Below are 25,756 nucleotides of genomic sequence, written 5' to 3'. Positions count from 1 at the left end.
TAAACGCACATCAGCTAACGCTTTTGCGTTACCTTCGCAATTTTGTTGCAACAAAAATACAAAAGGTCAAGTCCATACAACAAAAATCTATCTTGTTTCGAAGCGCACTCTCGCCGCTTGGCGCAAGCGCCGATAGCCATCCCGAATGTCGCTTTCGAAGGCAGCACGCAAGGATGCGCCATCCTTTTCCTCAAGCGCCTCGATTGCCAGCTGGTGATTGCGAACACCATATTTCTCTTCGGCGAACTCCGGATACAGATCATAAAGAGATGGACCAACCCTAAGCCAAGCCCCCTCAATCATTGACAAAAGCCGCGGCAGCCCGGCCATTCCGTAAACATGAAAATGGAAATCCTTGTTATACCGTAAAGCCGTCTCGTAATCGCGCTGATCCAGTGCGCCGTTGATATAATTTTGAATATCTTTAAGTCTTTCAATGTCTTCAACGGTCGATGAGTTCGCCGCCAGTTGCGCTGCCAGACCTTCAAGTGCAAGGCGAATTAGCGTGATCTCACGCAAGCTATCTTCATTCAAAACCGGTACAATCACGGTTTTCGGCCCCGAATAGACCAGCGCGCCCTCACCGGCAAGACGGTTAATTGCATCCCGCGCAGGCGTGGAACTGAACCCGAGATCTTCGGCCACGGCACGGACGGTAAGTTTTTTGCCAGGCTTATATTCTCCCCGTATCAAGCGCTCTTTCATTTCACGATAAGCGACATCTCCAAGCCCTGGTGCCTGCCCCTCATTCGTTGTGTCCTGCACTTTCCCTGCACTCATTTAAGCCTCAATCTCTGTTGACACATCTAAATTTTGATGCAACAAAACACTCATGTAAAGTTTTTGTAAAGATTTTGTCGCGTCATTTAAGGTTCTAGCACCACCCACTTATGGAGTCACGCAGTTGCCAATCAAGTTCGCCTCTGCGTGCGCCCCACACCTTGCCTTTCTGGCATCAAGCACTGAAGGCGCTACGCACCGATTTCAACATTGTTTTCGGAGGAGGAAAGATTGATCGGTCAGAAATTAATGCTCGCCGCAGTTCAAAAAAGATTTGGCGAAACTTGGGCCGTCCACGAAGCCACGCTTGACATCCGGGCAGGCGAATTCGTTTCTATAATTGGACCATCCGGTTCAGGCAAAACGACTCTGCTCACCATGATCGCTGGCTTCGAACATCCAACGAAAGGCAGAATTCTTATTGGTGGCACCGATATAACCGCGCTACCACCCAATCGACGTAATATTGGCATGGTGTTTCAGAAGTACGCGCTGTTTCCCCATCTTACAGTGCGGCAGAACATTGCGTTTCCATTGAAAATGCGCCGGCTGGGTTCGAAGAAAGATATCCAGTCACGCGTCGATGAGATGCTTGAACTGATCCGCCTCGATGACTTCGCCGATCGTTATCCAAACCAGTTATCTGGTGGACAACAACAGCGCGTGGCGGTCGCTCGCGCATTGGTTTTTTCTCCACCAGTCATTTTGATGGATGAGCCACTGGGTGCCCTCGATAAAAAATTGAGAGAGGCAATGCAGTTTGAGATCAAGCGCATACAGGAGGATCTGGGAGCAACAGTCATCTATGTCACTCATGATCAGGAAGAAGCGCTGACAATGTCCGACCGCATCGTGGTAATGCACGATGGTCGCGTGCAGCAGATTGGCACTCCCTCAGAGCTTTATAGGGAACCCAACGGGACATTCGTTGCCGATTTTATTGGCTCTATCAATTTTATTCCGGCAACTTATCGCGGCCGGGAAAACGGTAAGTGCATTCTGGAAATCTCAGAAGGTGTTGTCGTTGAAGTCGATGCACGACTTCATCCCCAATTGGGTGAAAAATCTATCGGTTCCGAAATCCGGCTGGCCATGAGGCCGGAAAATATTCGTATCTCTACCGATCTGAAAAAGGGGCAGTTGTACGGTACGGTCGAGGCTTCCGTCTTCATCGGTTCAAGCACAGTTGTCCTGGTCCGGCTTGAAGCTTTTCCAGATATCGAACTGCGTGTTCAGCTGCCCGCGGCGGCATCTTCACCAGTACCCGGAAGGAATAGCCGTGTTGGGGTGAATTTCGACGCCCTCACACTTCTCACTTTCGACCTTGAGAAGAGGCTGGCAGCATGATTTCTTCACCCTCGAACTTTGGTGCATTTTTGAACGGAAAATCCGCACGTCAGTACCCTCCATTAACGTCATGGTTACTGGTGCTGCCTTTGTTATCTTTATTGACACTCGGCTTTCTGTATCCGATAGGCAGGCTTATTGTTCTGAGTTTTTCAGACGATGCGATAAGCTATGCACGCATCGTTGAGGGACGTCTTTATCTCGATGTCCTGGCTTCCACGGTTGGCGTTGCGGTCGCTGTAACCGCCATTGGCTGCGTGCTCGGCTTTCCTGTCGCTCTGGTCATGGCAAGAGCAGGAAAGCTTGCCGGTATTATAGCGGCGATTTGTGTCTTCATTCCGCTCTGGACTTCGGTTCTTGTTCGCTCCTATGCCTGGATTGTTCTGCTGCAGCGAAACGGAATCGTGAATGGGGTTCTCAGCGCCTCCGGTTTAACTGACCAACCTCTCAAGCTTCTTTACACGCAAGGCGCGGTTACGCTGGCGATGGCACATGTTTTGATGCCTTTCGTCGTACTGCCCATCTATGCTGCACTCAAAACTATACCCAAGGATCTCGATCGGGCTGCGCTCAACCTCGGCGCAAGTCCGTGCAAAGCTTTCTTCATCGTTACATTTCCTTTGTGCCTTCCCGGGATATTTGCCGGTGCCACACTGTGCTTTGTTTTGTCACTCGGCTTTTACATAACACCCGCTCTGGTCGGAGGGCCGGATTCCATGTTGATGGCAACGCTGATCGGTCAGGAAACCACTGTGACGCTCGATTGGCCATTCGCTGCTGCCCTATCAACCGTACTGCTTGGCATGACGATTATCTTTGTCGCGTGCTTCCGACGAGTATTAGCACTCAATAAGGGGTTTGGCAGTGTCCATTGATCAATTCTCTACAATCGGCTCGAAGCCAGAAATCAGGATTTCAAGGATGCCACTGAAAGGAAGGCGCATGGGCAATCTCGCCTGGAAACTACTCGCGACCTTCTTCGTGGGCGTCGTATTGTTATTTCTCATTCTACCCACCTTGATCATCATTCCAATGTCGTTCAGCCGGACAGATTATCTGCAATTCCCGCCGCAGGGGTTGTCGTTGAGATGGTACGCTGCATATTTCAGCGACCCTGACTGGATGGCGTCAACATGGTTCAGCCTGAAAATTGCCTTGGCGACAGCCCTAACTTCCACCGTTGTGGGAACCATGGCAGCCCTCGCTTTCGTTAGAGGTGAGCTCCCCTTCAAAGGAGTGTTCCAGGTACTGACGATCGGTCCGATGATTGTTCCGCACATTGTTCTGGGTGTCGCCCTCTACCTGGTTTTTGCACCACATCAGTTGACCGGAACCTTTTCGGGTTTTCTCCTCAGCCATACAGTTTTGTCGGTTCCATTCGTGATGATTACGGTTGTCGCTGCGTTGCAGCGCTTCGATCCAGCACTAGAACTTGCGGCTCTCAATTGCGGTGCAGGACGAGGTAGGGCGTTCTTCCATATAACTTTGCCCATTATCGCCCCAGGTATCGGCTCCGGATTTGTATTCGCGTTTCTGGCCTCTTTCGATGAAGCCACGGTGGCGTTCTTCATTTCCGATATTAACGGCAAGACGATCGGCAGAAAAATGTTCGAAGACATTGATTTCAATCTGACACCAACCATCGCAGCCGCCTCGACGGTCATAGTTTTGGTGTCAATGTGCCTGATTGCACTTTCCGTCGTGCTTTCACGATCCAAGCAACACTAACAAGTGGGGACATCGTCATGAAATCTCAAAGCGTTAAAGATATTGCTGGCAAATCGTTGGTTTTGGCGGTGGCCCTGGGTGCGGCCTTACATGCCGACATCGCTCACGCAAGCGATGTTATCATCGCATCAACAGGAGGCGCATATGATCGTGCTTTGAAGGAAGCGTGGTTCGATCCGTTTACCAAACAGACGGGGATTGGAGTAAAAATTGTCTCCGCCACCAATTCAGAAATGCGCGCGAAGGCCTCAGCAATGGTCAAAGCCGGGAATGTTTCCTGGGATCTATATCTCGATGGAGAAATCCAGTCGGAATCGGAAGCTCATCGGCTCGTCACGGAAGATCTGAGCGAATTTTGCAAGGCATTCGCTAACCGACCCGATCTATCAAACAATGCTTGTACGAGAGGGGGTGCCTTGCTGCAGTCGACCGCCACATTACTGGTTTACAGAAAAAACAAAGAGGGCCAACGGGAACCGCAGACATGGGCGGATATGTGGAATACTGACGAGTTTCCCGGAGGCCGGGCGTTCCCGAATTTTGACGATCCCTGGCGCGTATTGGCTGCCGCGCTGCTTGCTGACGGTGTAAAACGGGACGAACTTTTTCCCCTGGACGTCGAGCGCGCATTCAAAAAACTGGATGAAATTCGCCCATCGGTTTCGTTGTGGTGGAAAAGTGGCGACCAAAGCGTTCAAGGTTTCCGCAATAATGAATATTCATTGGGGCAGATTTGGCTTACCCGTGCGAGGGCTATGCAAATTGAAGGCCTCCCTATCGGCTGGTCTTATGAGGCATCGTTTCTTGTAGGCGATCGCATCGCCCTCATTAAAGGCGCCCCCAATCGTGAAAATGCACTCAAACTAATAGCTTTTTGGCTCGACAATCCTCCGGTCCAAGCCAAAGCGTGCGATATACTGGCTTGTACCCCACCAAGTACTGAAGCGATCGCTATGATGTCCGCCGAAACAAAGCGTTTCATGCCGACGGCCGAACAGGTGCAAGATAGCGTCGTCATTCCTGATGCCAAATGGATAAACGAGAATGCCAAGATGTTACTGCAAAAATGGAATCTGTGGGTTCGGGGGTGAAATTCGAAATAATAAGCACCCGACAAAATCGTACGCCCTTGCGAGTTCTTATCTCGGTAACACAATTCACAGGCCAAAGAAACATAGGTGCTGATTTGGGTGCTTTAAATTCCACGTTATGACAGTTTGCGCTTCCAGATGCCAGGTGGGCCGGTCAGGTTAAACAATTGCCAAAAGAACTGTTCGGGCGTTTCAACTTGCAAGCCTGAAAAACATGGCTCACCAGCCTGCATCGGGCCACCTGTTCATCTTCATTGAATGATCTCCACCGCACCGATCAACGAAGCCGCCGACGGTTTTTCCCTACACAAATGCACAACATCAGATGAACTCGGTAGACTGGGATTTTCCGGCAACTTTGTGCATCTCAAGCCTCAGCGCAGATACGCAGAAGCAGCTTCCTCGAAATATTGAGGTTAAGACCGCCATCCGACCATACTCAATGATCATTTTTGATGTCACATATTTTGCTTGCTAACTAATATTTTATATAGAAATAATGATGTTTATTGACGAATATGAATTTTTTATTACAATCACCCCAGTGGATGGATTATTTTGACGCAACATTAATTCTGACGGAGAACTCCCGCCGTGAATATTAACGTATCGATCTGCACACAGGATCCTCAAACCTATCTTATATTAAATCACATCCTCAGCGTCGCGGGATACAACCCAAACCTGTTGCATCTCCCCACATCCACAGATTTCTCATTGGATACGATCCCATACGCTATATTATTCGATACAAGTGAAAACACGGATCCTATTTTTGAATTTTGCGCCTCAGTTAAACGTAATTCCATGACCGACTCGATAATCCTTGTCGCCTTGGTTCATCCATGCAACGAGTTGACTTTCCTGGATTTTCTGAAGTCTGGATTTGACGAGTGCTTTCCGCATCCATTCACGCCCGAACGAGTTTTATCCTTCTTGCAGGATCGGCAGCCCGCCTCAACGAGCACAACCTCGTCAACATTGGCTTCTCGTAAAAATGCCGTTGGTAACCTGGACATGAGCCCTGAGGGAAGAATACTGAGACACGGAGAAGTTGAAGTACAGCTACCCCCTATCGAATTCCGCATTCTGCAAGGATTTGTCGACGCGCCCGGTCAGGTGATGAAGCGAGAACAGATTATGAAAATGGGATGGCCACCGCATCATTATGTCCAACCCCGTACCGTAGACGTTCATGTCGGGAATCTGCGGCGGCGACTACAGAAATTAACCGGTAAAAATATGATACGAACAGTGTATACGACAGGCTACGCGTTCGATTTTTTGCAATAATTTCGCAATTTATAAAAATAAAGATTTTATCAATACTTCACAAGAAAGTCTTCATAAATACTTTATTGCATTACGCTGAAACAAAACCTCAAATGTTGGCACCACGATGGAGGATGTGATGCCAAAGAGTTCGAATGAATCGCTTCCGCATAATTCAAGAATGGATGCACGCAATACAACCAAAGTCATCGACACGGCTGCCTCGCATTTCGACGTAGCCCACCTTCAGGGCGTTATGGCGCTGTATGCAACCCCATACCCGGGACGACAGGTCTTGTTGAAAGGCCAAGAAAACCCGGTCGTCGATTTCGTCAGATGTTCTTACCTCGGATTGGATAATCATCCTCGTATCATTGCTGGAGTTATTGATGGAATCCGTCAAAACGGCAGCTTGCACTGGTCATGTGCGCGGACAAGGTTGAACTTCGCTGACCTTTACCGACTGGAAGAGAGCCTCTCTGATCTATTCAAGGCCCGTGCCATAACTTACACGACCGTTCTGGCTGCCAATATGAGCGCACTTCCACTTGTCGCATCAGGGCATCTGACTGGAGGTGTAAAGCCAATCATGGTCTTTGACCGTTTTGCACATGCAACACTTGCCTATCACAAGGCCGTCATCGCAAACGAAACTTCCGTGCGAACAATTCCCCACAATGATTATGGAGCACTTGAAGACATATGCAAGGAAAACGGGAAGGTAGTATATATCTGTGACGGCGTTTATTCGATGGGAGGGCACGCACGAATAAATGAACTGAAGCGATTACAGGAGAAATTTGGCCTATTTCTGTACATCGATGATGCGCATGGGGTTTCAATATTCGGAGAGAATGGCGAAGGCTATGCGAGATCCCAATTTGAGGATCTCGGAGATCGAACGATTATCGCTACTTCATTGGGTAAGGGCTTTGGAGCATCTGGTGGCTTGTTGATGCTTGGAACCGGAATACAGGAAAGCTTGTTTCGCCGCTTTGCAATTGCACACGCATTTTCGGCATCCATGAATACTGCAGCAATTGGCGCGGCCCTGGCATCCGCCGAGATCCACCGATCGCCGGAACTAAAACAACGACAGATTGCACTTTGCGAAAATATAGCGCTTTTCGACAGACTTTTGGAAACAGCGCAAACCGGTTCATCGATGCCTATCCGCACCATTCGAATAGGTGACGAAATGACGTCCATCGCATGCGCTCAGGAACTATTGAAGCACGGCTTCTACGCTTCGGCTATATTTTTTCCGACGGTATCGAGAGGCGCGGCGGGGCTGCGCGTGTCGATAACAGCCAGCCATCAATCTGATCATATCGAACGTTTTTGTAACACCGTTCGCGACATCATAAGCAATATCGTGCAGGAAGGCTTGCCCTAGCGCGCCGTTCCAACATTGTCTCGTACCGCTGCTTAAACTCCAATTGGGTTCATACCATCTGGGCATTGATCGCGAGATGTTGATCGCTGACAAATGCTCGGCTGCACAGAACTTTTAAGTTGGCACACATTTTTATCTTTGGACGCATTGGAATGAAACGAACCAAAAGGCCTCCAAAATGAGAGATCGAATATATAGACACGTCGATGAAATGTTCATTCCTCATCCGCATGCTAAAGAGGTTGAAGAGCAATTCAGTGAGGAAACTGGTATCTACATCCAGCATACTTCGACAAGAAAAAATATACGAACCCTGGATTTTGGGAATGCTTTCCTGATTGTGAGAACAACTGACGCTGGCGTTCACTTCCGGATTGAAGCTGAGGATATCCTCACCTACCACGGCATCTGGATCCTGCTACACGGAGGCAGCGTCACCACATTGGGAAACACCGAATAATGGTTCCTTAGCAGCCCTGTAATATCCAAGGGATAGAAATAAATGTTAAACTGGGAAACGGACATTTGGCTACAAATGGGGCTGAAGAATAGTAGGCGCCGTCTCTGTCCCATTGATTTAGGGCATTTTGGGTGAGTGAGGTTTCTGCCAGAAGGGTTTTCAGCAATAGCAGGAGAATCTGATGGTAGATGGTAGCGATGGATTTGTCGGGCGGCTGGATATTGTCGATCCTCGCCGAGGCTACCGACACTGGTCGACGGAATTGAAAGCGCGGATTGTTGCTGAAAGTCTTCATCCTGGCGCTCGGGTTGTGGAAGTCGCGCAACGCTATGATTTGAGCGCGAACCAGCTTTCTTATTGGCGCAAGCAGGCGCGTGATGGCCATCTGATCTTGCCAGCAGAGTTGATGCCGTCGGTGCCGGATGCGGAAGGTTGTGAACCTGCGTTTGTGGCGTTGTCGATTGCGGATGAGCCGGAGATGCCTGCCGTCACCTCGTTGATGCCAGAGACGGTAGCGGCGACAGCAGGGATTGTGACGATAGAGATAGGTGCCGACCTCGTGGTGAAGGTGCCGGGCGATGTGTCTGTGAGTCGGGTCGCGGCTTTGGTTGGTGCGATACGAGGATTGGCATGATCGTCGCGGGTCAACGACTGCCCATCCTGATCGCCACGCAACCCGTGGACTTTCGCTGCGGTCATCAGGCTCTGGCCTTGATGGTGCAGACTGAACTGAAGCTTGATCCACATTCCGGGATCACGGTGATCTTCCGGTCGAAGCGGGGTGATCGGCTGAAAATCCTGGTATGGGATGGCACGGGACTGGTTCTGACATATAAAATTCTTGAAAACGGCAGTTTTGCCTGGCCCAGGGTGCAGGACGGGACGATGCGTCTTTCAAGAGCTCAATATGAGGCTTTATTTGAAGGTCTCGATTGGCGTCGCGTGATGGCGCAGCGCGTGACGCCGCCCTCTGCTGCGGGGTGATCTTCCTTCCATTTTGTCATTGTTTTATTTGGATTTTATGGTTCGACAATGCTATAAAAACGCATGTCGCAACCTATTGATCTCAGCCAGTTCCCAGAGCTTCCGCCAGAGGTGGTGAAGGCGTTTGCGGACATGCAATTTGAGCTGTCGGTCGAGCGGGCGGCGCGTCAGCATGAGCAGGCGGTGGTGGCCGAAAAGGATGTGTTCATCACTGAACTGAAGGAACTGATCGAGAAGCTGGAAGGTCGGGTTCAGGAGTACCGGCGCACGAAGTTCGGGCCGAAATCGGAAAAGCTTGATCCGGCGCAGCTGGAACTGGCGCTGGAAGATCTTGAAACGGCGATTGCCGAAACACAGGCGCGGATTGCGGCTGTTGAAGAGAAAATGGCGGCCAGCACTCTTAGTCCCGACAAGGCGGCATCTCCACGCAAGGAACGAAAAGCCCGTGCGCTACCGGCGAACCTACCGCGTGTCGAGCGTGTGGTTGAGCCTCTAAGCATTGCCTGTCCCTGTGGCTGTGGCGACATGGTTCGGATTGGCGAGGACAAGACGGAGCGGCTCGATTACATTCCGGCAAACTATCAGGTAATTGTCACGATCCGCCCGAAATATGCTTGTCCCAAGGGGCGGACGGGGGTGGTTCAGGCCAAAGCACCGGCGCATCTTTTGGAAGGCAGTTGGCCGACAGAAGCGTTACTGGCCCAGATCGCTGTCTCCAAGCATTCCGAACATATGCCGCTGAACCGACAGGCGGTAGTCATGGCCCGGCACGGGGTTCCGATTGACCGTTCTGTTCTGGCCGACTGGATGGGGCGCACAGGCGCACTGATCGCGCCGGTCGTGGACCACATGGCGAAGATGCTGAAGACGGACGGTTCGCGGCTTTATGTCGATGAAACAACGGCTCCTGTATTGGATCCGGGACGCGGCAAGACGAAGACCGGTTATCTCTGGGCGGTTCTGCGCGATGATCGGGGCTGGGGCGGATCTGCACCGCCGGGTGTGGTGTTCCATTATCGGCCAGGGCGTAAAGGAGAATATGCCGCCGAAATCCTCGACGGCTTTAACGGCACGATCCAGGTCGATGCCTATGGCGGCTATTCCCATCTTGCCACGGTGGAACGCACGGGTGGCGATCCGTTACGACTGGCATTTTGCTGGGCACATGGGCGCAGAAAACTCATCGCGGCAACACCGAAGAAGGGTTCGCCTATCGTGGATGAGGCGTTGTTGCGCATCGCTGCGCTCTACAAGATCGAGGAAGCCATTCGTGGCAAGGAACCTGAACATCGCCGCTCAATGCGACAGGAATTGTCTCGGCCACTGGGGGACGAGCTCTTCGCGTGGCTTGCGGCTCAGGCAAAGCGCATCTCGCGCAAATCCGATCTGGGCAAAGCACTTGCCTATATGCTCCGGCGTCAGGACGGCTTCCGGCTGTTTCTCGATGACGGTCATGTCGACATCGACTCCAACCTCGTCGAAAATGCCATCCGCAGTCCGGCCATGAACCGTCGCAATGCGCTTTTTTGTGGTCATGATGAAGGTGGACGCAATTGGGCCCGGTTCGCCAGTCTCATCGGCACATGCCGGATGAACGGCGTCGAGCCCTATGCCTATCTGCGCGATCTCTTCACCAGCCTCGCCAACGGTCACCTCGTCAGAAACATCGACACCCTGATGCCTTGGGCATATGCACGCCGAGTGAATGAGAGCAAAAATTAGCTCATTTGTGAGTAACAAATACGCTCATTCATCGAATGAGCGAAACCGCAAAAGTTCAAGCGCAAACCCAAAATCAATGGGGCAGAGACGGCGCATACGAAGAATACACCGCACCTCCTGAATGTCGGGCGTGAATACGATGGCAAAATACCGACGTTCACCGCATAAAGAGCTGGCGAAACAGTTCCTCTGAACGGCGCAGACCTTCATCCGTCAAGATCAATGATTTCGACTTGTTCACCGGATCACAGATCAGGCCTTTGTCATGCAACCGATCCGTCGTTGACCAGTCAAACCCCTTCCAGGCGCAACGCTCGTTGTGGAGCGTCAGCCACAGCAGGGCCAGAACCACGTCATCGATTTTGTCCTCGTCTATCTCCATCCGTCAATAATACCACGCACAAGCAACATAGTCCTTCAGTTTTGAGCGCGAGCGTCCGTTATAAACATATGACTGCAGGAACCATCGCGTTTTTTCAAGCATTCTTGTTCCATCTCATTTAAGTCGAGTTTATCGGTCTATGCTCTGCACCTGATTGATGCTGTGCTGCTGCCGCTGGACAATTATCTTGTCGCGCGCTTGCTTACGAACGGTTTGCTGAAGAATTTTTAACCTGTTCCGCATTGCCTCAAAATCTGAACGCTGTGCTGACGAGACGTGGTTGATGGCCGTTTTCTCCCCACGCAAAATTGCATCACGTCCGAATCTAAGGTCAAGCGCCCGACTAACCCGTTCAAACTCTTGACGGATGACGGCATCAAGCGAGTTGGCGGCAACATTGGGTTTGGCACCCTTCGTCTTCGTGACATCTGTAAGCTTACGCAATGCATTTTCGGCAGCTGACGACATGCCCGGAATGGCGATTGCCATGCGTCGACGTTCCTCGGTGATTGATTTGATCTGGTTTTCAAGCGCCGTCCTATAAGACGAACCAAGTGACCGGATCTGACTTTCCGCATCACTCAAGGCCTTAAGGGCGTTTCGGCGCTCGCGACCGATTGCCAACAGTCTATCCATGATACGATCAGATCCGCGAATTGCACCATAGGCTGAGGGTTCATTCGCGATGGCTCTAGCAATCCGCTCGCCAGGAAAACCCTTCAAGATAAGAACCTCGATCTGTTCGACAGCGCCAGCCGGGTCACGCCAGATGCGTTTGGCTATTTCAACTAAGGCTATTCGATCATGACGATAGTGTGCAACATCGCGCGCCCTCGCCCGAGCCTCATCTTCAACTGGTATTCGGAACTCCGTCACAGCAGCAAGCATGGGCAACAAGGCTCTCGTTTTCTTCCCCGGCTCCACGCTGGCGGCGGCAACCACCTGCGAACGGTCTTGCCGTTCAGCAAGTTTCTGTTCGTCGCAAAATCGGCGTATGGCTCCAAACAGATCGGTCAGTTTATCGCGTTTACCGGAATCAAAATCCTCCGGCATGCGTTCAATCATGTTGCGTTCGCCGACGGCATCAACATTTTTAGTAAAAGCAGTCCGGCCGAAGCGAGCCGTCAGCGCCTCATTGACTGCCTTTACCTCCTGAACCAGCAAACGATCTTCGACGGCATAAGCAAAAGCAATCTTGTAGGCATCCGGTCCACCGTGTTCTCGCACGTTTTCAATCTCGGTGAGGCGGGCCATTGCCGGCTTCGAGAGTGCCGGGATAGATAAGGTCATATATGAACGACGTTTTTCTTCGCGATTTTTGAAGTGCTCAGCCTGACGTCGGAATTCTGTCGCATGGGCTCGCACCAAGGGAGCGAGTAGCGACAGCGCGTTGAGTGCAGCCTTGCGGTCATTTCGGGCAATACGATCGTCGATCAGGCGACCCGATCCACGCAGATGGCCAAGATGCTGCAGATTATCGGCAAGCCGACGCGGTTCGACGCTGACATCCGATGCAAGTCCATTCAATGTGACCAAAGCGCTATCGGGATCACGATAGATCTTTTCCAAAAACGGCCGGAGGACCGCCTCTTGCTTCTTCCAGCCACCTGAACTGAGCTGAGCACGCCTGGCATCGTCCTCTATGCTACGGACAAATCGGGTTGTCGGTGGAATAAGATAGGCCCGCTCGATGGGGTTGTCGGCCGCACGCTTTTCAGATCGCTCTTCATCATAGGAGACATTTTTCTCATGCTCGATTGTAAAGCCAAGCGCGACATTTGCTCGCTCCCAAAGTTTTGCCACCTGCTCACGCTTTTCCACAATCCATGACCATTGGCGCGCCGCCTTATCTTCTATGTCTGCAGCCATCCCGGAAATTGTGTTGATACCGCGCCTGCGGGCAAAGTCGCGAACATGCGCCTGATAGTCGGCCTCGTTCTCGAAATCGAGCGTTGTGGTTTTTGCGCCTGAACGGCCAAGACGTTCAACCAACTGCGCAAAGAGTTCCGGGCGATGGCTTTCGCGCTCAATGCGCTCAAGACGCATGGCTGCGGTTTCGATCTGCTTTGCCGTCCAGACGTTTCGCTCCACCTGCCTTTCCTCGTAAGTTTTCTTTCCCGTTTCCGTGTTGAGGACCGGAATTGTGACCTTGACGATTTCAACACCGTCTTTTTTCAAAAGAACAGTATCGCCTTCCGATACGCCTGCGTCGGACAACGCCTTGGGCAAGCTGACGCCCCACAGCCGATGCACAATTCCGTCATCAGTCTTCACGTCGGCATAAGGGCTTTCGTCAACATCATCGTCCTGCGGCCGGAACTTTGCCATGCCGGTCTCAACCAATTCCCCAGTAACGCCGGCCGCATGGTCAATACGCGATTTCCCACCCCATTCCGGTTTGGGCTCAAAATCCTCACGTGCTGCATAAAGATCTGTCCGATCCCGATGTCGCGTCATCGCCACATAGGTCAGATGCTGATCCATCATGCCGGTGGCAAGCACGAAGGTCCGCTCGACAGTCGTTCCTTGCGCTTTATGGATGGTTGCAGCATAGCCATAATCAATATTTCGATAGCTATCCTCGCTTATAATAACGTCGCGGCCGTTATCGAGACGGACGGAAAGCAGCGGATCATCATGTCTGCCGCCGGTGGAAACGACAGTACCAAGCAAACCATTCTTGACATATTGTGGGCCAAGCCCGGTTGCCCGCTTTTCAACAAACCTGGAATTTTCGAGGAAGATGATCCGGTCACCAACAGCAAATTCCCGCATACCACGTTCAGTTCGGAATTCCCGCGGCACCGTCAACCCACTTTCCTTCTTCATTTCTTCACGAAGAGCTGCGTTGAGGCGCCTTACATCCTTGTTGGTATGGGCAAGCACGAGCAATTTGTCACAATATGAAAATGCACTTTCCTCTCCCTTTGATTGCTGGAGAAACGAGCGGCGTGCATCTGCCCAATCTGAAACCAGACGGCCGATAATCTCGTCGTGGGTTCGCGCTTCGACAAGGTGTCCATGCTTTACATATGCATCAAGACCTTTTTCGACTTCACCGCGTGCAAACAGATGTGAGGCGTCGCGTGCCCATCCTTCGCGCTGGCGACGAACACCAGCAAGTTCTGCAGAACCTATCCGCTCAGCAATAGCGCGGAACGCTGCCCCGGCCTGAATTGGTTGAAGCTGCATCGGGTCACCGACAAGGACGACTTTTGCTCCGGCATCCTTTGCTGCCTCCAACACACGGGCCATCTGCTGCGACGGCACCATTCCTGCCTCTTCTATGACAAAAACATCGCCGCGTTTCAGCAAATCGCGTTCGTTCGCCCAGGCAAGTTCCCATGCGGCAAGAGTTCGCGATTTGATACCCGAACTTTCCTCCAATCCTTCGGCTGCCTTGCCAGCAAGTGCCGCACCCAAAACGCGATGATGTCCGCTTTCCCACGCAATACGTGCAGCGGAAAGAAGCGTCGATTTGCCCGCTCCGGCAAGACCAACAATGGTGGCAATAGCGCTGTCACCGGTGACATGATGGACAGCGTCAATCTGCTCCTGCTCAAGTCTGAAAGGCTTCTCAGGATCAGCCGTTTCGATGGCCCCCACCGCCGACGCCCTCTGTTTGTCAGTGATCCTGAAGCCAGTTCGCTTGGACAAAACCTCCGCCGAGCCAACCATGTCAAATTCTGTGCGCAAGATCTCTTGCGACGTAAAGACAGCCGGTTGCGCCACCTTACCAGTTTGCCGGTCAACTTGCTGAGGCCTTAACAACACCAGATTATTGGACACCATCACCCGTGTGCGAATACTGACAAAATCGGCTGGATCATCAACATAACGATGTAACGCTCTGGCGATGTCGCGTTCGTTGAAAGTGGAACGTTCGCGCTCAAGCTGCTTTAAAAGAAGTTCAGGCTCTAAAAGAAGCCGATCTGCCATTTCCTGGCGGCGAACAAGATCGGCCGGCGCGAAATACATCTCCATATTCTTGCGCGCCAAAGCAGCCTTCTCCGGTCCAAGATGCTTTTGCGCGATCCCATCGAGCCCCTGTTCGGCATAAGAGCGTCCGTCAAGACGAATGTCATGGCCAGCAAGCGCCAAATGCCGATTGGTCGTTTCTGCCCAGGCAATCTTCCACTCCTTCATCGTCTCCTTGTCACCGGCCCAGCGTGAGTAAACGATAGCACCGTTCGGACGATCGGGCTTGATCACCCGCAACGGCTTGCCGTCGGGTCCAGATACCGCCACCATCTTGCTGCCAAACCCTTGTTCCGTCAGCGGTCTCAACGTCATCATCAGATGGATATGCGGATTGCTGTCCCTGTCGTGATAGACCCAGTCGGCAACCATGCCCTTTGCGGTCAGATTTTCCCTGATAAATTCGCGGACGAGCGCAATGTTTTCTGCACGTGTCAGTTCCTCCGGCAGCGCAATAACAAGTTCACGGGCAAGCTGTGCGTCGACCCGCTTCTCAAAAGCGTCGACCGCATTCCACAAAACCTCGCTTGCCGCGGCGACCGTCTTTCCTTCAATGGCTGTCGTCAGCCAGTTAGGGATTTCATCGGGAAGCGCCAGTTCCTCATGCTTGAGTTCATCAGCCCCGCCACGATAGCTAAATGAAGTTCCCGACTGCTCGTCCATCATCCGTGCACGATGGCGATAGGCAGCAGCCGAGACAATACTGCGCCCCGCTCCTCTGCTGATCACCTGCGCTCTGACGAACATGATCGCCATGACACTCCTCCAGACCTCCAAAGAATGTCGTATCTCGGCACACGAGCTTTGATCGACATCGATTTTTTAGACAGTTAAAACAGCCCTTACCGCACAAATAGTTGCATACTTGCGCTTTATAACATATTTAACTATCTTGTTATATACAGTTAAATAAACAAGGGGCAAAGCGGTGAAATGGGAAGGAACCCGATAGATGGCAGGCAAAAATTCTATTCTTGATATCGACACACAAATCGAGAAGCTGCACGAACGTAGAAAAGAACTACTGGTAAAGTCCGCCGAGCGCTTTGCGCGTGCAGCCACGAAATCCGGTTTGGCGGAAATGGACATCGCCGATACGGAGATCGATCAAATCATTAGTGAAATTACGACACGATTTCGCGAAAGGAAAAAAGGGAACAGCGGTGGCGCATCCGCTGCGTCGCATAGAAAGACAAATGGTGGGACTGGAGCGTCGACGGAGGTTCCTCGTGTCAGTTAAACGCAAGAAAGACCTTCGCAAAAAATACCTACTCGGCGAAATTGTCGTTCGTGCCGGTCTGTCGACGGCAGACCGGGCATTCCTACTAGGTGGCTTGCTGGAACTGGCGCGACTTTTACCGGATACGGCTGAGTTTCAGCGCTTGCGCAATCGCGGTGAAATGGCTTTCCGCGCAAAAGCATCAGATCCTCATTGGCAAGAAGAGCCGGATGCTGCGCAATGACGACTGGCGCAAAACCGCATCCAAGCCAATTGCTCGTCCTGGTGCCAATCGCTGTTTCCAGTTTAGCATTCTATATTGCCAACTGGCGTTGGCCGGAATTGGCCGCTGGCTTATCAGGGAAACCGCAATACTGGGTTTTGCGAGCGTCTCCTGTACCAGCCCTTATATGCGGCCCACTTGCCGGGCTCCTGACTGTCTGGATGTTGCCATTGCATCAGCGGAAACCAATCGCGCTGGCAAGTCTTGCCTGCTTCCTGCTGATAACTGGCTTCTACGCATTGCGCGAAATTACCCGTCTTTCCCCCTTCGTGGAAAGCCGGGCATTGAGTTGGGACCAGGCGCTGTCATACCTTGATATGATCGCGGTCGTCAGCGCTGTCATTGGCTTTATTGCCGCGGCTGTATCAGCACGCATTTCCAGTGTCGTGCCTGAACAGATAAAGCGGGCCCGGCGCGCAAGCTTCGGCGATGCAGACTGGCTGCCAATGCGGGCGCTAGCACGACTATTCCCGGAAGATGGCGAAATCGTCGTTGGCGAACGTTATCGCGTCGACAAGGAGCTCGTTCATAAACTACCATTCGATCCAAATGACTCAGCCACATGGGGACGCGGCGGCAAAGCACCGCTTCTTACCTACAAGCAGGATTTCGATTCAACGCATATGCTCTTCTTTGCCGGATCAGGCGGCTACAAGACGACGAGTAACGTCGTGCCGACAGCGCTGCGCTATATCGGCCCGATCATCTGCCTTGATCCCTCAACCGAAGTCGCCCCGATGGTCATCGAACATCGCCGCAACAAACTTCAGCGCGACGTGATGGTGCTTGATCCAACCAATCCGATCATGGGCTTCAACGTCCTTGACGGTATTGAGACCTCCACGAAGAAAGAGGAGGACATTGTTGGAATAGCCCATATGCTTTTGTCGGAAAGCGTTCGCTTCGAAAGCTCTACCGGTTCGTTTTTCCAGAACCAGGCGCACAATCTCCTGACCGGGCTCCTTGCCCATGTGATGTTGTCGCCGGAGTTTTCCGGACGGCGTAATCTACGTAGCCTGCGCCAGATCGTTTCGGAACCTGAAACGTCTGTGCTTGCCATGCTCCGTGACGTTCAGGAACATTCTGGGTCCACCTTCATTCGCGAAACGCTCGGCGTTTTCGTCAATATGACCGAACAGACCTTCTCCGGCGTCTATTCCACCGCCTCAAAAGATACCCAGTGGCTGTCACTGGACAATTACGCGGCGCTTGTCTGCGGTGACAGTTTCAAATCCGCCGAAATCGCGACCGGCAAGAAGGACGTATTTCTGAATATCCCCGCATCGATCCTGCGTTCCTATCCGGGGATCGGGCGAGTGATCATCGGCTCCCTGATCAATGCAATGATCGAGGCCGATGGTGCATTTGAGCGCCGTGCCCTCTTCATGCTCGATGAGGTCGATCTGCTTGGCTACATGCGCGTGTTGGAAGAAGCACGCGATCGCGGACGCAAATACGGCATCAGCATGATGTTGATGTACCAGTCCGTTGGCCAGCTTGAACGACATTTCGGCAAAGACGGTGCCCTCTCATGGATCGATGGATGCGCCTTCGCAAGCTACGCCGCGATCAAGGCGCTCGACACCGCTCGAAACGTCTCGGCGCAATGTGGTGAAATGACGGTGGAAGTGAAAAGCAGTTCACGCAATATCGGCTGGGATGCAAAAAACAGCGCTTCGCGGAAATCTGAGAACCTGAATTTACAGCGCCGCCCCCTGATCATGCCGCACGAAATTACTCAGTCGATGCGCAAAGACGAGCAGATCATCATTGTACAGGGACACAGTCCAATCCGCTGTGGGCGCGCCATCTATTTCCGGCGAAAGGAAATGGACGAGGCTGCGGAAGTCAACCGGTTCGTCAAACGATAAAGGCCGCAAAACTGCGTTTCATTTAAAGTTTCCTCCCGTCCGGTTAAAGCGGCGAATCGCAACGATACAAAAGCGTGATCTTCATCTCTGCTCGGGGGCCACGCTCCCCTGTCATGACCTTTCGTGGCGAACTAAGCGATAGGTGCCATGGCCATCTGGCAAACTGAACGGCAAATCTCAAACAAACCTGAACGAGATTGGTTTTTAGCTCCGCCTCTTCTTCAGGCTGGATCGCGGTGCTCAATGGTCGGACCAACCTTTCAACAATCGCCCCAACGATACACATTGAGATGATGCGAGCATCTTGTGAAACAAATATAACCTGATGACCAACTTTTCTTCCATGGAATCTGGCCCAAGCCGAATACATGTTTATTCAACCGCGAGCACCACAACATTTCTTGAATTTCTTGCCCGATCCACATCGACAAGGATCATTGCGTCCGACTTTTCAATATCGCTCTCAGTTCAGAGGTTAATTCACCACGTTCGGTTGCCGACATACTCCAGTAATCAGCGATGGCAACCATCACGTCAGGCAGCGCATAGATCGCATCCTCTTCGATCCGCAAAAATCGTCAAATCCCAGATCTGCCCCATCAGTAAATGTGTCTATGTCAGTCAGCATCACGACCGGAGCCAGAAGCACACCAGCTTCAGATCCCATCATCTTTTCCCATCGGCGCGGCCGCAAGGCAATCGCACGCATAAAGCCTTTCACCCAACCGTCAACTATAAACTCATCGGTTTCTGCAATGTGCATTAATATGGGTTCAGCAAGACCCTCCGCTAGCTGACTGACAATCTCATTATAGAGATTGACGATAGCTTGGGTGGCCGCAGATTTCTCCTCATCATCGACGAATGCAGGATCCTCGCCCCAGACCTCTGATAGCCATTCGCCTATCGGAATCTCGTCGTGGCCAACAGCTATTCTCGTCAAGAAGCCATCAAGATTAGTTAATTGCATGCACTCTAAAGGGGCATCCGCCGATTCGAACTAGTCTTCCAGCACTTCCAAGCTCATTGTTTTTACAGCAGACCGGAACTTACTCGTGTCACTATTCATCATCTCGTTCCTATTGCCATTGCTTTCGCGTCTTGGCTGGAGATCACGACAAACAGTTGCCTCAACGAGCCTTTGTCAATCGCGAACTGGATCTCTTCCTCTGCCCATCAGCTCTCACATTCAAGACGAGCACTCTCCAAATCAGGCAAGAATCCGTTAATCATGCTGGTGAAAACCTGTTCAGTCCGCTATTCAGATTTCAGCTATGCATTAATCGAATGGCTTTTATTTCATGGCATCCAAAACGACGCTCAATGCAAAAAATCTCGAAGCACTCGGCGTAGAGAAACTGGCTGAACTGCTGATCGAAATTAGTACCGGAAATGCCAACCACAAGCGACGTCTTCGAATGGAACTTGCTGGTAACTCTAGCGGGGAAGAATTGGCCAGGGAGGTTCGCAAACGTCTCAGCAGTATCGCTCGCGCCAAGAGTTGGATCGACTGGCAGAAAGTCAAGACGGTCAAATCCGATCTGGAAACCCAGCGTAAAACAATCGTCGAAAAAATAGCTCCGACGAATCCCGATGAGGCTTTCGAACTCATATGGCAGTTTTTGTTGTTAGGAGATTCTATTTACGAACGCACACATGACGGTAGCGGATTGCTCACCGAAAGCTTTCATCAGGCAATTGATGACGCAGGACGGATAGCTGGACAGGTCAAGATTTCCACGGAGAGCCTTGTCGGGCGAATTTATGCAGCACTCCAGAATAACAATGGCTACAGTCAATTCGACAGATTGATCCCATCCATGGTACCGGCCCTTGGCGAAGAAGGGCTGCGGCAATTGCAGCAGCTATTCGAAGGCGGAACGAAGACACGCGACACGAAACGAACCAACGAAAGCAGACAACTGACAGGGCTGAGCTCAAACGAGCCTGTTTATCGTGACGATGTCTATGCGAGTAGCGCATTCTTCACAGCAAAAGTGTCCTTGCAGCAAATCGCTGACGCGTTAGGTGACGTGGATCTGTATATCGCTCAGCATGCCGAGCACACGCATATTGTCCCCACAGTAGCGACAGAGATCGGCAGGAGGCTGGTTTCGGCAGGGCGAGCCGAGGAAGCTTTGAGAATCCTTGACAAGGCACAAATCGGTGAGCGGTATCAAGTTCCCTACGATTGGCAGGCGACACGAGCCGACGCTCTTGGAATGCTCGGTCGTGGTGAAGAAGCACAACAGTTTCGCTGGCAATGCTTTGAACAGTCTCTCGATGACGAGATGCTGAAGGAATTTGTGCGCCGATTACCGGATTTTGACGATGTGGAGGCTGAGGAAAAGGCATTTGCATACGCTCAGACCCATCCCGATGTCCAGCAGGCATTAATACTCTTTTTGAACTATCCTTCTCCTGCCGAAGCAGCCAAATTGGTAATGCACCGAGCCGCCGGATTAGATGGTGATCGTTACGAATTGCTCTCTCCTGCAGCAGAAGTGCTAAGCGCAAAATATCCACTGGCAGCGACCCTCCTTCTGCGTGCCATGATCGACTTTACACTCAATTATGCTCGCTCCAGTCGTTACAAGCACGCCGCGCGACATCTCATGGAATGTGCGTCTCTGGCACATCAGATAGAAGAGTTCGCAGAGTTCAAAACGCATGATGACTACGTTGCGGATCTGAAAAAGGTGCATGGTCGTAAGCATGGCTTTTGGAGCCTGATGCGGTAGTTATCTTTCCCCTTGATGTCCCAAAATCGCTCGCATTTGGCGATTTCCAAGCTGGATTGATGGTTTCCGCTGATTGGAGAAAAGCGGCCAGCGATGAGGAGAGCTATTTATCGCTAAAGATGATAAGCGTCTCACAGCACAGTTTGGAAGGTAGCTGATCTGGCTACTCGCCTTAAACACCTAATGCATCAAGCGCAATCTGCCGAGCACGGCGCGCGGTTTCCTCGTCGCAAATGAGTACATTGCCGGTGCCGGAGAGCAGCGCGGCAGCAAGCGCTTCTGCCTTGTTAAGCCCGCCCGACGCGAACACCACAGTCGGCACGCTTTTTAGGGTCTCGAATGACGGCGCTATGGCGCGCCGGTTGATCGGATGGTCGATGGGCTTACCATTCCGGTCAATAAACTGCGCGACGATATCGCCGCAGGCACCAGCTGCAATCAGTTCATCCAACGAAACGTCACTCGGCAATCCGTAGCGGATTAGCAGCGAACGCATCGTCAAGTCGCCAATACTGACAAGGATGATGTCGTTCTTCCTGATCCGCTCAAAAGCGCTTTCGAACACGTCCTGACTGACAATGGCGTCGCGAGATTGGGGGCTGCCAGCGTAAATCGGCGCGGCGAGATAAGCGCATTGCGCATTGAGCTGTCGCGCCAGATCACTCGCAATATCGAAGGTGTTGATCTCGATGCCGTGCGTGAGACCGCCGAGGACGGAATTAACGGAAACATCGGGCCGTTTCAGCTTAGGCATGTGACGCACCATCTCGCGCAATGTCGCGCCCCACCCCACGCCGATCCCCGATATGTCGGTGGTGTTCAGCTGGTCTACGAGATAATCGGCGGTCGCCTGTCCCACCAGCACCGGCACCAGATCAGGATTGTCGGGCGTCGGCACGATACTGGCGTGGCGCAACGAAAAATCGGCGACGAGCTGTCGCTCCAATTCTACGCATGACACCAGTCGCGAGTTCAACGTGATCGTCACCAGCCCCGACCGGCGCGCTTCGGCGATAATCTTGTTGATGCGCAGGCGATTGGTGGAGAAGGCCTGCGCGATTTCTCCCTGTGTGCGACCTTCCATGAAATATTGCCAGACAACGCGCATCTGCATCTGTTCTTCAGAGAGCGCAGCTGGACCGTTCAACAAAGGCTTTCCGTTCATCCTCAGAACCTCATTTGCCAACCGGGCCTCGCCAGGCGGACCCTCTGCCTGTCTGCTTTGGTGTAGCAGCGCTTGTCCTGCACGGAAAGATAGCGACCGTTAGAATGTACGGGACAAATCGCTGATTCCACGGTTTCAATATCGAGTATATTTACATCTGTAATTAAACGTTTACAACTGTTTCAACCTATCTAGACTGAATGTCGTCAGAGTTGAAGCACTACCGGGAGCAATGCCGCACGACTTGATGGCATGGGCGAGCTTGAAATCATCTGGCGCATCGTCACGCCGAGCGCCATGCCGGCAATCGCCGCTTTCGCGGTATTTTCGATCGTCGCGCATTGGAACGACCTTTACTGGCCGCTCATCGTCATTTCCGACAATCAGCTCGCTCCGCCACCGCTTGGCATGCTGCTCTTCGCAGACGCGGAAACTGGCTCGAATTATGGAGCCCTGACGGCGGCCGCCACCATGCTTACAGCCCCGCTCGTGATCTGCTTCCTGATTGCGCGCAAGCGTTTCATCCAGGGCATCACCATGACCGGTGTCAAATAAGAAGCCTCAATAAATAAACGTCTTAATCCAGGGAGGAACATATGAAACATATAGCAAAATTCATCGCCGCCGGAACCCTGACGCTTTGTATGGCGGGAACGGCACCCGCCTCCGAGGTGACACTGGACGTGCTCTACGCACAATCCGGCTTCGCGAAGTTCCATGATCCAATTTCGCAAGCCTTCATGAAGGAACACCCGGATATCAAGATAAAATTCCGGGCTCCTGCCAAGGACTACGACGAAGGCCATCTCCTGATGCAGCGGCTGGCCGTCACCAATCAGCTTCCAGACATCTACTTTCCCGGCTATCATCTTATGCCCGAGCTTGCGCGCACTTTGTCCAAGCGCAATCAGATCGTGGACCTCAAGCCGTTTCTGGATGCCGAACCACAAAACTGGATAACGGAGAATTATTCACAGTCCATGCTCGATATCGGCGTTGTAGATGGTACCAAATACGGTATGGCCTTCAACGCGTCGCTCCCAATTCTTTACGTCAATGAAAGCGCCGTCGAGAAAGCAGGTTTGGACCCCAAGGAGGTACCGGCGACCTGGGACGATCTTCTGGCGCGCGCCAAGAAAATCCATGACGCAGACCCGAAGATGGCGGGTATCGGTTATACAATCTACGATTGGCCCGACGATTGGCTCTGGCAGACCATTTTGCGGCAGAAAGGAACGCAGCTCGTCGAGCCTGAAACGGGAAATGCCGGTTTCGACAATGAAAAGGGTCTGGCAGCCCTCAAAATTCTCCGTCGTATCGTGACTGAGGGCGGCGAGAATTTGTTGGAATTTGAACAGGCGCGCCAGCAATTCGCAGCCGGACAAACAGCCTATTTCATCGATACACCCGCCCGCCTTGCACAGATTATCGGTCTTGTAGGAGACCGCTTCAAACTGAACACGATAAGAGTACCGGTTGACGATAAGGAAAATGGCGGCCTCCCGACGGGCGGCGCGGCGGGCATCATTCTTTCACAAGATGAGGCAGTGCAAAAGGCGGCCTGGGAATATCTGAAATTCGCCACCGGTCCGAAAGGACAGAGTATCGTGGTAGAAACGACAGGATATCTGCCGACGAACAAACTGGCTGACGGCGCTGATTATCTTGCTCCTTTTTACGAAAAGGAACCGCGCTTCAAAACAGTGGCATCCCAAATCGAGCTGGCGCGCCCGTGGGAGGGCTATCCGACCGGATCGTCGGTGCGCATCTGGCGCGCGGAACGCGACATCATTGCCAAGGTTATGCGGGGCGATCTTACCCCCGAAGACGGCCTGCCTATGCTCGTGAAGACGGTCGATGAAATGACGAAGTAAGTCCGTCATCACTAACAGCTAACCCGGTTAATTCATAGCGGAATGGATATGGCGCGCATCGTGCAAATTGCCGTGTGCCGAAGTGAGCGTTTTTCACAGGGGGACATTCGCCGGTTTTAACCGGTCGTTGTGTCATCTGGGTTTGGAAGTTGCGACGAACGGGTTGAGGTTTCGGGGCGTTTACGCCCTTTTTTTACGTTGCCAGCTTTGGAATGCGTTCAAGCACGAGGCGCAGGATATTCTGGCTTGGGCAAGAGGTCGGCAGATGGAGACGGATCTGGGTCTTCATTTCGATCACTCGCGCTGCGATCTTGATCAGGCGCAGCCGCAATGTGTCGAACTGAGCGACGGCGAAGCGTGAGCGTTTCGGCATCGCAGCGCGCAGGCCCCACATCAGCCAATAGGCCCCAGCATGCAGGAAGAGGCGGAACTGGTTGGCGGTGGCTCTGGTGCAAGACGTGCGGTCAGCCGCCAGATGCGTCTTCCACGACTTGATATGGTTCTCGGCCATGCCACGTCGGCAGTAGACGCCCTCATAAAGCGTTTTCGGTCTGTTGCCTGTGAGGTTGGTCACGATGAAGCGGGTATCTGTCCCCTGGGCACCAGCTTCCATACGCGCGATGATGCGTTCCACCCGGCTCCAGCTCGCCGCCCCATCGAAGAATTCCGTGAACCTGCGCACCTTGCCCGCCTTTGCCGAGGTCTCGAAGCGCTTGCGCAGTGTCGTGGTCGGCGCCACGCCAAGGATGAAGTCAACGTCATTGGCGCGACACCAGTCAATGACGAGTGGGCTGGTGTAATGGCTGTCGGCCCGGATCAGAATACAGGTATTGGGCCAGTTGTTTCGGATCATCCGTTCAAGGCGGCGCAGGTGGGCGCGGATTTCAGCGCGCCTGGTCGCTTGGCCGGGCGTAGCACTGCGGCGACGAACCGGCCGTCACCATCGAAGACGACAATCGGCTGAAAACCGTATTCGTCATGATGGGCATTGAACAGGCGAAGCTGCTGGCAACCGTGAACAGCATCAAAAGTATCATCAATATCAAGCACGATCCGCTTCGGTACCTGCCGGAAGGAGGCGCAGTAAAGGTCGATCATGGCCTGGCCCATGGCGAGGAGTTCACGAACGCCCGGAAGGTTCTCCAGCCGACACATCGTTGATTGAGAGGCCAGCGACCGGCCTGAGGGCAAACTATTGTGCGCCATCTTGAAGACCGGATCGCTGCGAAGCCGGTTGGCATCATTGCCATCCTCATAACCTGCTGCAATCATCTGTATGCGGAAGCTGATCATCGTCGAAAGACCATGTACAATCTGATCTGAACGGCGCGGATCCTTGATGCAGCCTGCCAGGCGCTCGGCAATACGATAGCGCTTCTCGACTTCATTCAAAGCCAGAAGGCCACCATCCGATGACAGCATTCCGCCGTCAAACCGGGCAACAACATTCTTGCCATCAATGG

At 52.5% G+C, this 25,756-nt stretch carries 18 protein-coding genes and 3 pseudogenes; 15 read left to right on the top strand and 6 right to left on the bottom strand.

Translation table 11 applies throughout. The annotated features are described in order from the left end of the window. Positions 1-87: 87 nt before the first annotated feature. Positions 88-780, bottom strand: coding sequence for a GntR family transcriptional regulator (locus KWJ32_RS21540; protein ID WP_256886228.1), 693 nt, complete (start codon positions 778-780; stop codon positions 88-90). A 231-nt stretch (positions 781-1,011) separates the two neighbouring features. On the opposite strand from KWJ32_RS21540, the gene KWJ32_RS21535 reads away from it, so the two are divergent. The 9 genes from KWJ32_RS21535 to KWJ32_RS21495 all read left to right on the top strand — a co-directional run bounded on the left by KWJ32_RS21535 (position 1,012) and on the right by KWJ32_RS21495 (position 10,780). Next, on the top strand, positions 1,012-2,127 hold the full coding sequence (locus KWJ32_RS21535) for an ABC transporter ATP-binding protein (protein WP_204157726.1): 1,116 nt from the start codon (positions 1,012-1,014) through the stop codon (positions 2,125-2,127). Continuing rightward, positions 2,124-3,002, top strand: coding sequence for an ABC transporter permease (locus KWJ32_RS21530; RefSeq protein WP_204157727.1), 879 nt, complete (start codon positions 2,124-2,126; stop codon positions 3,000-3,002). The genes KWJ32_RS21535 and KWJ32_RS21530 overlap by 4 nt, the downstream gene beginning before the upstream one ends. A 67-nt stretch (positions 3,003-3,069) precedes the next feature. Beyond that, a complete protein-coding gene (locus tag KWJ32_RS21525) occupies positions 3,070-3,855 on the top strand; it encodes an ABC transporter permease (RefSeq protein ID WP_204157728.1) in 786 nt (261 codons plus the stop codon). A 17-nt stretch (positions 3,856-3,872) separates the two neighbouring features. Continuing rightward, the gene (locus tag KWJ32_RS21520) at positions 3,873-4,946 is read left to right on the top strand and encodes an ABC transporter substrate-binding protein (RefSeq protein ID WP_256886227.1); all 1,074 of its coding nucleotides are present in this window, start codon (positions 3,873-3,875) and stop codon (positions 4,944-4,946) included. A gap of 594 nt (positions 4,947-5,540) precedes the next feature. After that, entirely contained in the window at positions 5,541-6,239 is a 699-nt protein-coding gene (locus KWJ32_RS28300; RefSeq protein WP_204157730.1) for a response regulator transcription factor, read from the top strand. Between the two features lie 118 nt (positions 6,240-6,357). Further along, a complete protein-coding gene (locus KWJ32_RS21510) occupies positions 6,358-7,614 on the top strand; it encodes an aminotransferase class I/II-fold pyridoxal phosphate-dependent enzyme (RefSeq protein ID WP_256886226.1) in 1,257 nt (418 codons plus the stop codon). A 641-nt stretch (positions 7,615-8,255) separates the two neighbouring features. After that, complete coding sequence (locus KWJ32_RS21505) at positions 8,256-8,708, top strand: transposase (protein WP_151615950.1); 453 nt, start codon at positions 8,256-8,258, stop codon at positions 8,706-8,708. After that, a complete protein-coding gene (tnpB, locus tag KWJ32_RS21500; RefSeq protein ID WP_112702494.1) occupies positions 8,705-9,058 on the top strand; it encodes an IS66 family insertion sequence element accessory protein TnpB in 354 nt (117 codons plus the stop codon). Before KWJ32_RS21505 ends, tnpB begins: the two co-directional genes overlap by 4 nt. A 63-nt stretch (positions 9,059-9,121) precedes the next feature. Continuing rightward, complete coding sequence (locus KWJ32_RS21495; protein ID WP_256886225.1) at positions 9,122-10,780, top strand: IS66 family transposase; 1,659 nt, start codon at positions 9,122-9,124, stop codon at positions 10,778-10,780. 157 nt (positions 10,781-10,937) lie between these two features. Here KWJ32_RS21495 and KWJ32_RS21490 read toward each other — a convergent pair whose 3' ends face one another. Then, on the bottom strand, positions 10,938-11,162 hold the full coding sequence (locus tag KWJ32_RS21490; RefSeq protein WP_256886224.1) for a DUF6429 family protein: 225 nt from the start codon (positions 11,160-11,162) through the stop codon (positions 10,938-10,940). Between the two features lie 129 nt (positions 11,163-11,291). Continuing rightward, a complete protein-coding gene (gene traA / locus KWJ32_RS21485) occupies positions 11,292-15,896 on the bottom strand; it encodes a Ti-type conjugative transfer relaxase TraA (RefSeq protein ID WP_256886223.1) in 4,605 nt (1,534 codons plus the stop codon). Positions 15,897-16,092: 196 nt separating this feature from the next. Here traA and KWJ32_RS21480 point away from each other — a divergent pair, with 196 nt between their 5' ends. From KWJ32_RS21480 to traG, 3 genes are read left to right on the top strand one after another with little or no spacing between them, the layout of a single operon-like run. Continuing rightward, a complete protein-coding gene (locus tag KWJ32_RS21480; RefSeq protein WP_012090907.1) occupies positions 16,093-16,380 on the top strand; it encodes a TraC family protein in 288 nt (95 codons plus the stop codon). Then, complete coding sequence (locus KWJ32_RS21475; protein WP_012090906.1) at positions 16,370-16,603, top strand: conjugal transfer protein TraD; 234 nt, start codon at positions 16,370-16,372, stop codon at positions 16,601-16,603. Before KWJ32_RS21480 ends, KWJ32_RS21475 begins: the two co-directional genes overlap by 11 nt. Further along, complete coding sequence (gene traG, locus KWJ32_RS21470; protein WP_256886222.1) at positions 16,600-18,513, top strand: Ti-type conjugative transfer system protein TraG; 1,914 nt, start codon at positions 16,600-16,602, stop codon at positions 18,511-18,513. Before KWJ32_RS21475 ends, traG begins: the two co-directional genes overlap by 4 nt. A gap of 529 nt (positions 18,514-19,042) precedes the next feature. Here traG and KWJ32_RS21465 read toward each other — a convergent pair. Beyond that, positions 19,043-19,498, bottom strand: a pseudogene (locus KWJ32_RS21465) (UPF0149 family protein); the annotation flags it as partial. Between the two features lie 316 nt (positions 19,499-19,814). Between KWJ32_RS21465 and KWJ32_RS21460 the strand changes: the two are divergent. Further along, positions 19,815-21,254, top strand: a complete 1,440-nt coding sequence (locus KWJ32_RS21460) for a DUF6880 family protein (RefSeq protein WP_256886221.1) — start codon at positions 19,815-19,817, stop codon at positions 21,252-21,254. A 172-nt stretch (positions 21,255-21,426) separates the two neighbouring features. On the opposite strand, the gene KWJ32_RS21455 is transcribed toward KWJ32_RS21460, so the two are convergent. Beyond that, positions 21,427-22,419: a sugar-binding domain-containing protein gene (locus KWJ32_RS21455; protein ID WP_125302009.1), complete on the bottom strand. Its 993-nt coding sequence runs from the start codon at positions 22,417-22,419 to the stop codon at positions 21,427-21,429. A 231-nt stretch (positions 22,420-22,650) separates the two neighbouring features. On the opposite strand from KWJ32_RS21455, the pseudogene KWJ32_RS21450 reads away from it, so the two are divergent. Both KWJ32_RS21450 and KWJ32_RS21445 read left to right on the top strand, forming a co-directional pair. Next, positions 22,651-22,974, top strand: a pseudogene (locus KWJ32_RS21450) (carbohydrate ABC transporter permease); the annotation flags it as partial. A 41-nt stretch (positions 22,975-23,015) separates the two neighbouring features. Further along, the gene (locus KWJ32_RS21445; protein ID WP_012090895.1) at positions 23,016-24,293 is read left to right on the top strand and encodes an ABC transporter substrate-binding protein; all 1,278 of its coding nucleotides are present in this window, start codon (positions 23,016-23,018) and stop codon (positions 24,291-24,293) included. Positions 24,294-24,486: 193 nt separating this feature from the next. Here KWJ32_RS21445 and KWJ32_RS21440 read toward each other — a convergent pair. Further along, a pseudogene (locus tag KWJ32_RS21440) lies at positions 24,487-25,715 on the bottom strand (IS1380 family transposase). Between the last annotated feature and the right edge of the window lie 41 nt (positions 25,716-25,756).

It is taken from the genome of Ochrobactrum sp. BTU2 (genome assembly GCF_024539785.1).
Classification (GTDB): domain Bacteria; phylum Pseudomonadota; class Alphaproteobacteria; order Rhizobiales; family Rhizobiaceae; genus Brucella; species Brucella anthropi.
The sequence above is the reverse complement of the archived record's forward strand: the minus strand, read 5'-3'. Positions and strand labels throughout refer to the sequence as shown.

Bases quoted from the DNA above. Each gene is read 5' to 3' on its own strand.
- KWJ32_RS21540 (WP_256886228.1), bottom strand. From the start codon at position 780: ATGAGTGCAGGGAAAGTGCAGGACACAACGAATGAGGGGCAGGCACCA.
- KWJ32_RS21530 (WP_204157727.1), top strand. From the start codon at position 2,124: ATGATTTCTTCACCCTCGAACTTTGGTGCATTTTTGAACGGAAAATCC.
- KWJ32_RS21525 (WP_204157728.1), top strand. From the start codon at position 3,070: ATGGGCAATCTCGCCTGGAAACTACTCGCGACCTTCTTCGTGGGCGTC.
- KWJ32_RS21520 (WP_256886227.1), top strand. From the start codon at position 3,873: ATGAAATCTCAAAGCGTTAAAGATATTGCTGGCAAATCGTTGGTTTTG.
- KWJ32_RS21510 (WP_256886226.1), top strand. From the start codon at position 6,358: ATGCCAAAGAGTTCGAATGAATCGCTTCCGCATAATTCAAGAATGGAT.
- KWJ32_RS21505 (WP_151615950.1), top strand. From the start codon at position 8,256: ATGGTAGATGGTAGCGATGGATTTGTCGGGCGGCTGGATATTGTCGAT.
- tnpB (WP_112702494.1), top strand. From the start codon at position 8,705: ATGATCGTCGCGGGTCAACGACTGCCCATCCTGATCGCCACGCAACCC.
- KWJ32_RS21495 (WP_256886225.1), top strand. From the start codon at position 9,122: ATGTCGCAACCTATTGATCTCAGCCAGTTCCCAGAGCTTCCGCCAGAG.
- KWJ32_RS21490 (WP_256886224.1), bottom strand. From the start codon at position 11,162: ATGGAGATAGACGAGGACAAAATCGATGACGTGGTTCTGGCCCTGCTG.
- traA (WP_256886223.1), bottom strand. From the start codon at position 15,896: ATGGCGATCATGTTCGTCAGAGCGCAGGTGATCAGCAGAGGAGCGGGG.
- KWJ32_RS21480 (WP_012090907.1), top strand. From the start codon at position 16,093: ATGGCAGGCAAAAATTCTATTCTTGATATCGACACACAAATCGAGAAG.
- traG (WP_256886222.1), top strand. From the start codon at position 16,600: ATGACGACTGGCGCAAAACCGCATCCAAGCCAATTGCTCGTCCTGGTG.
- KWJ32_RS21460 (WP_256886221.1), top strand. From the start codon at position 19,815: ATGGCATCCAAAACGACGCTCAATGCAAAAAATCTCGAAGCACTCGGC.
- KWJ32_RS21455 (WP_125302009.1), bottom strand. From the start codon at position 22,419: ATGAACGGAAAGCCTTTGTTGAACGGTCCAGCTGCGCTCTCTGAAGAA.
- KWJ32_RS21445 (WP_012090895.1), top strand. From the start codon at position 23,016: ATGAAACATATAGCAAAATTCATCGCCGCCGGAACCCTGACGCTTTGT.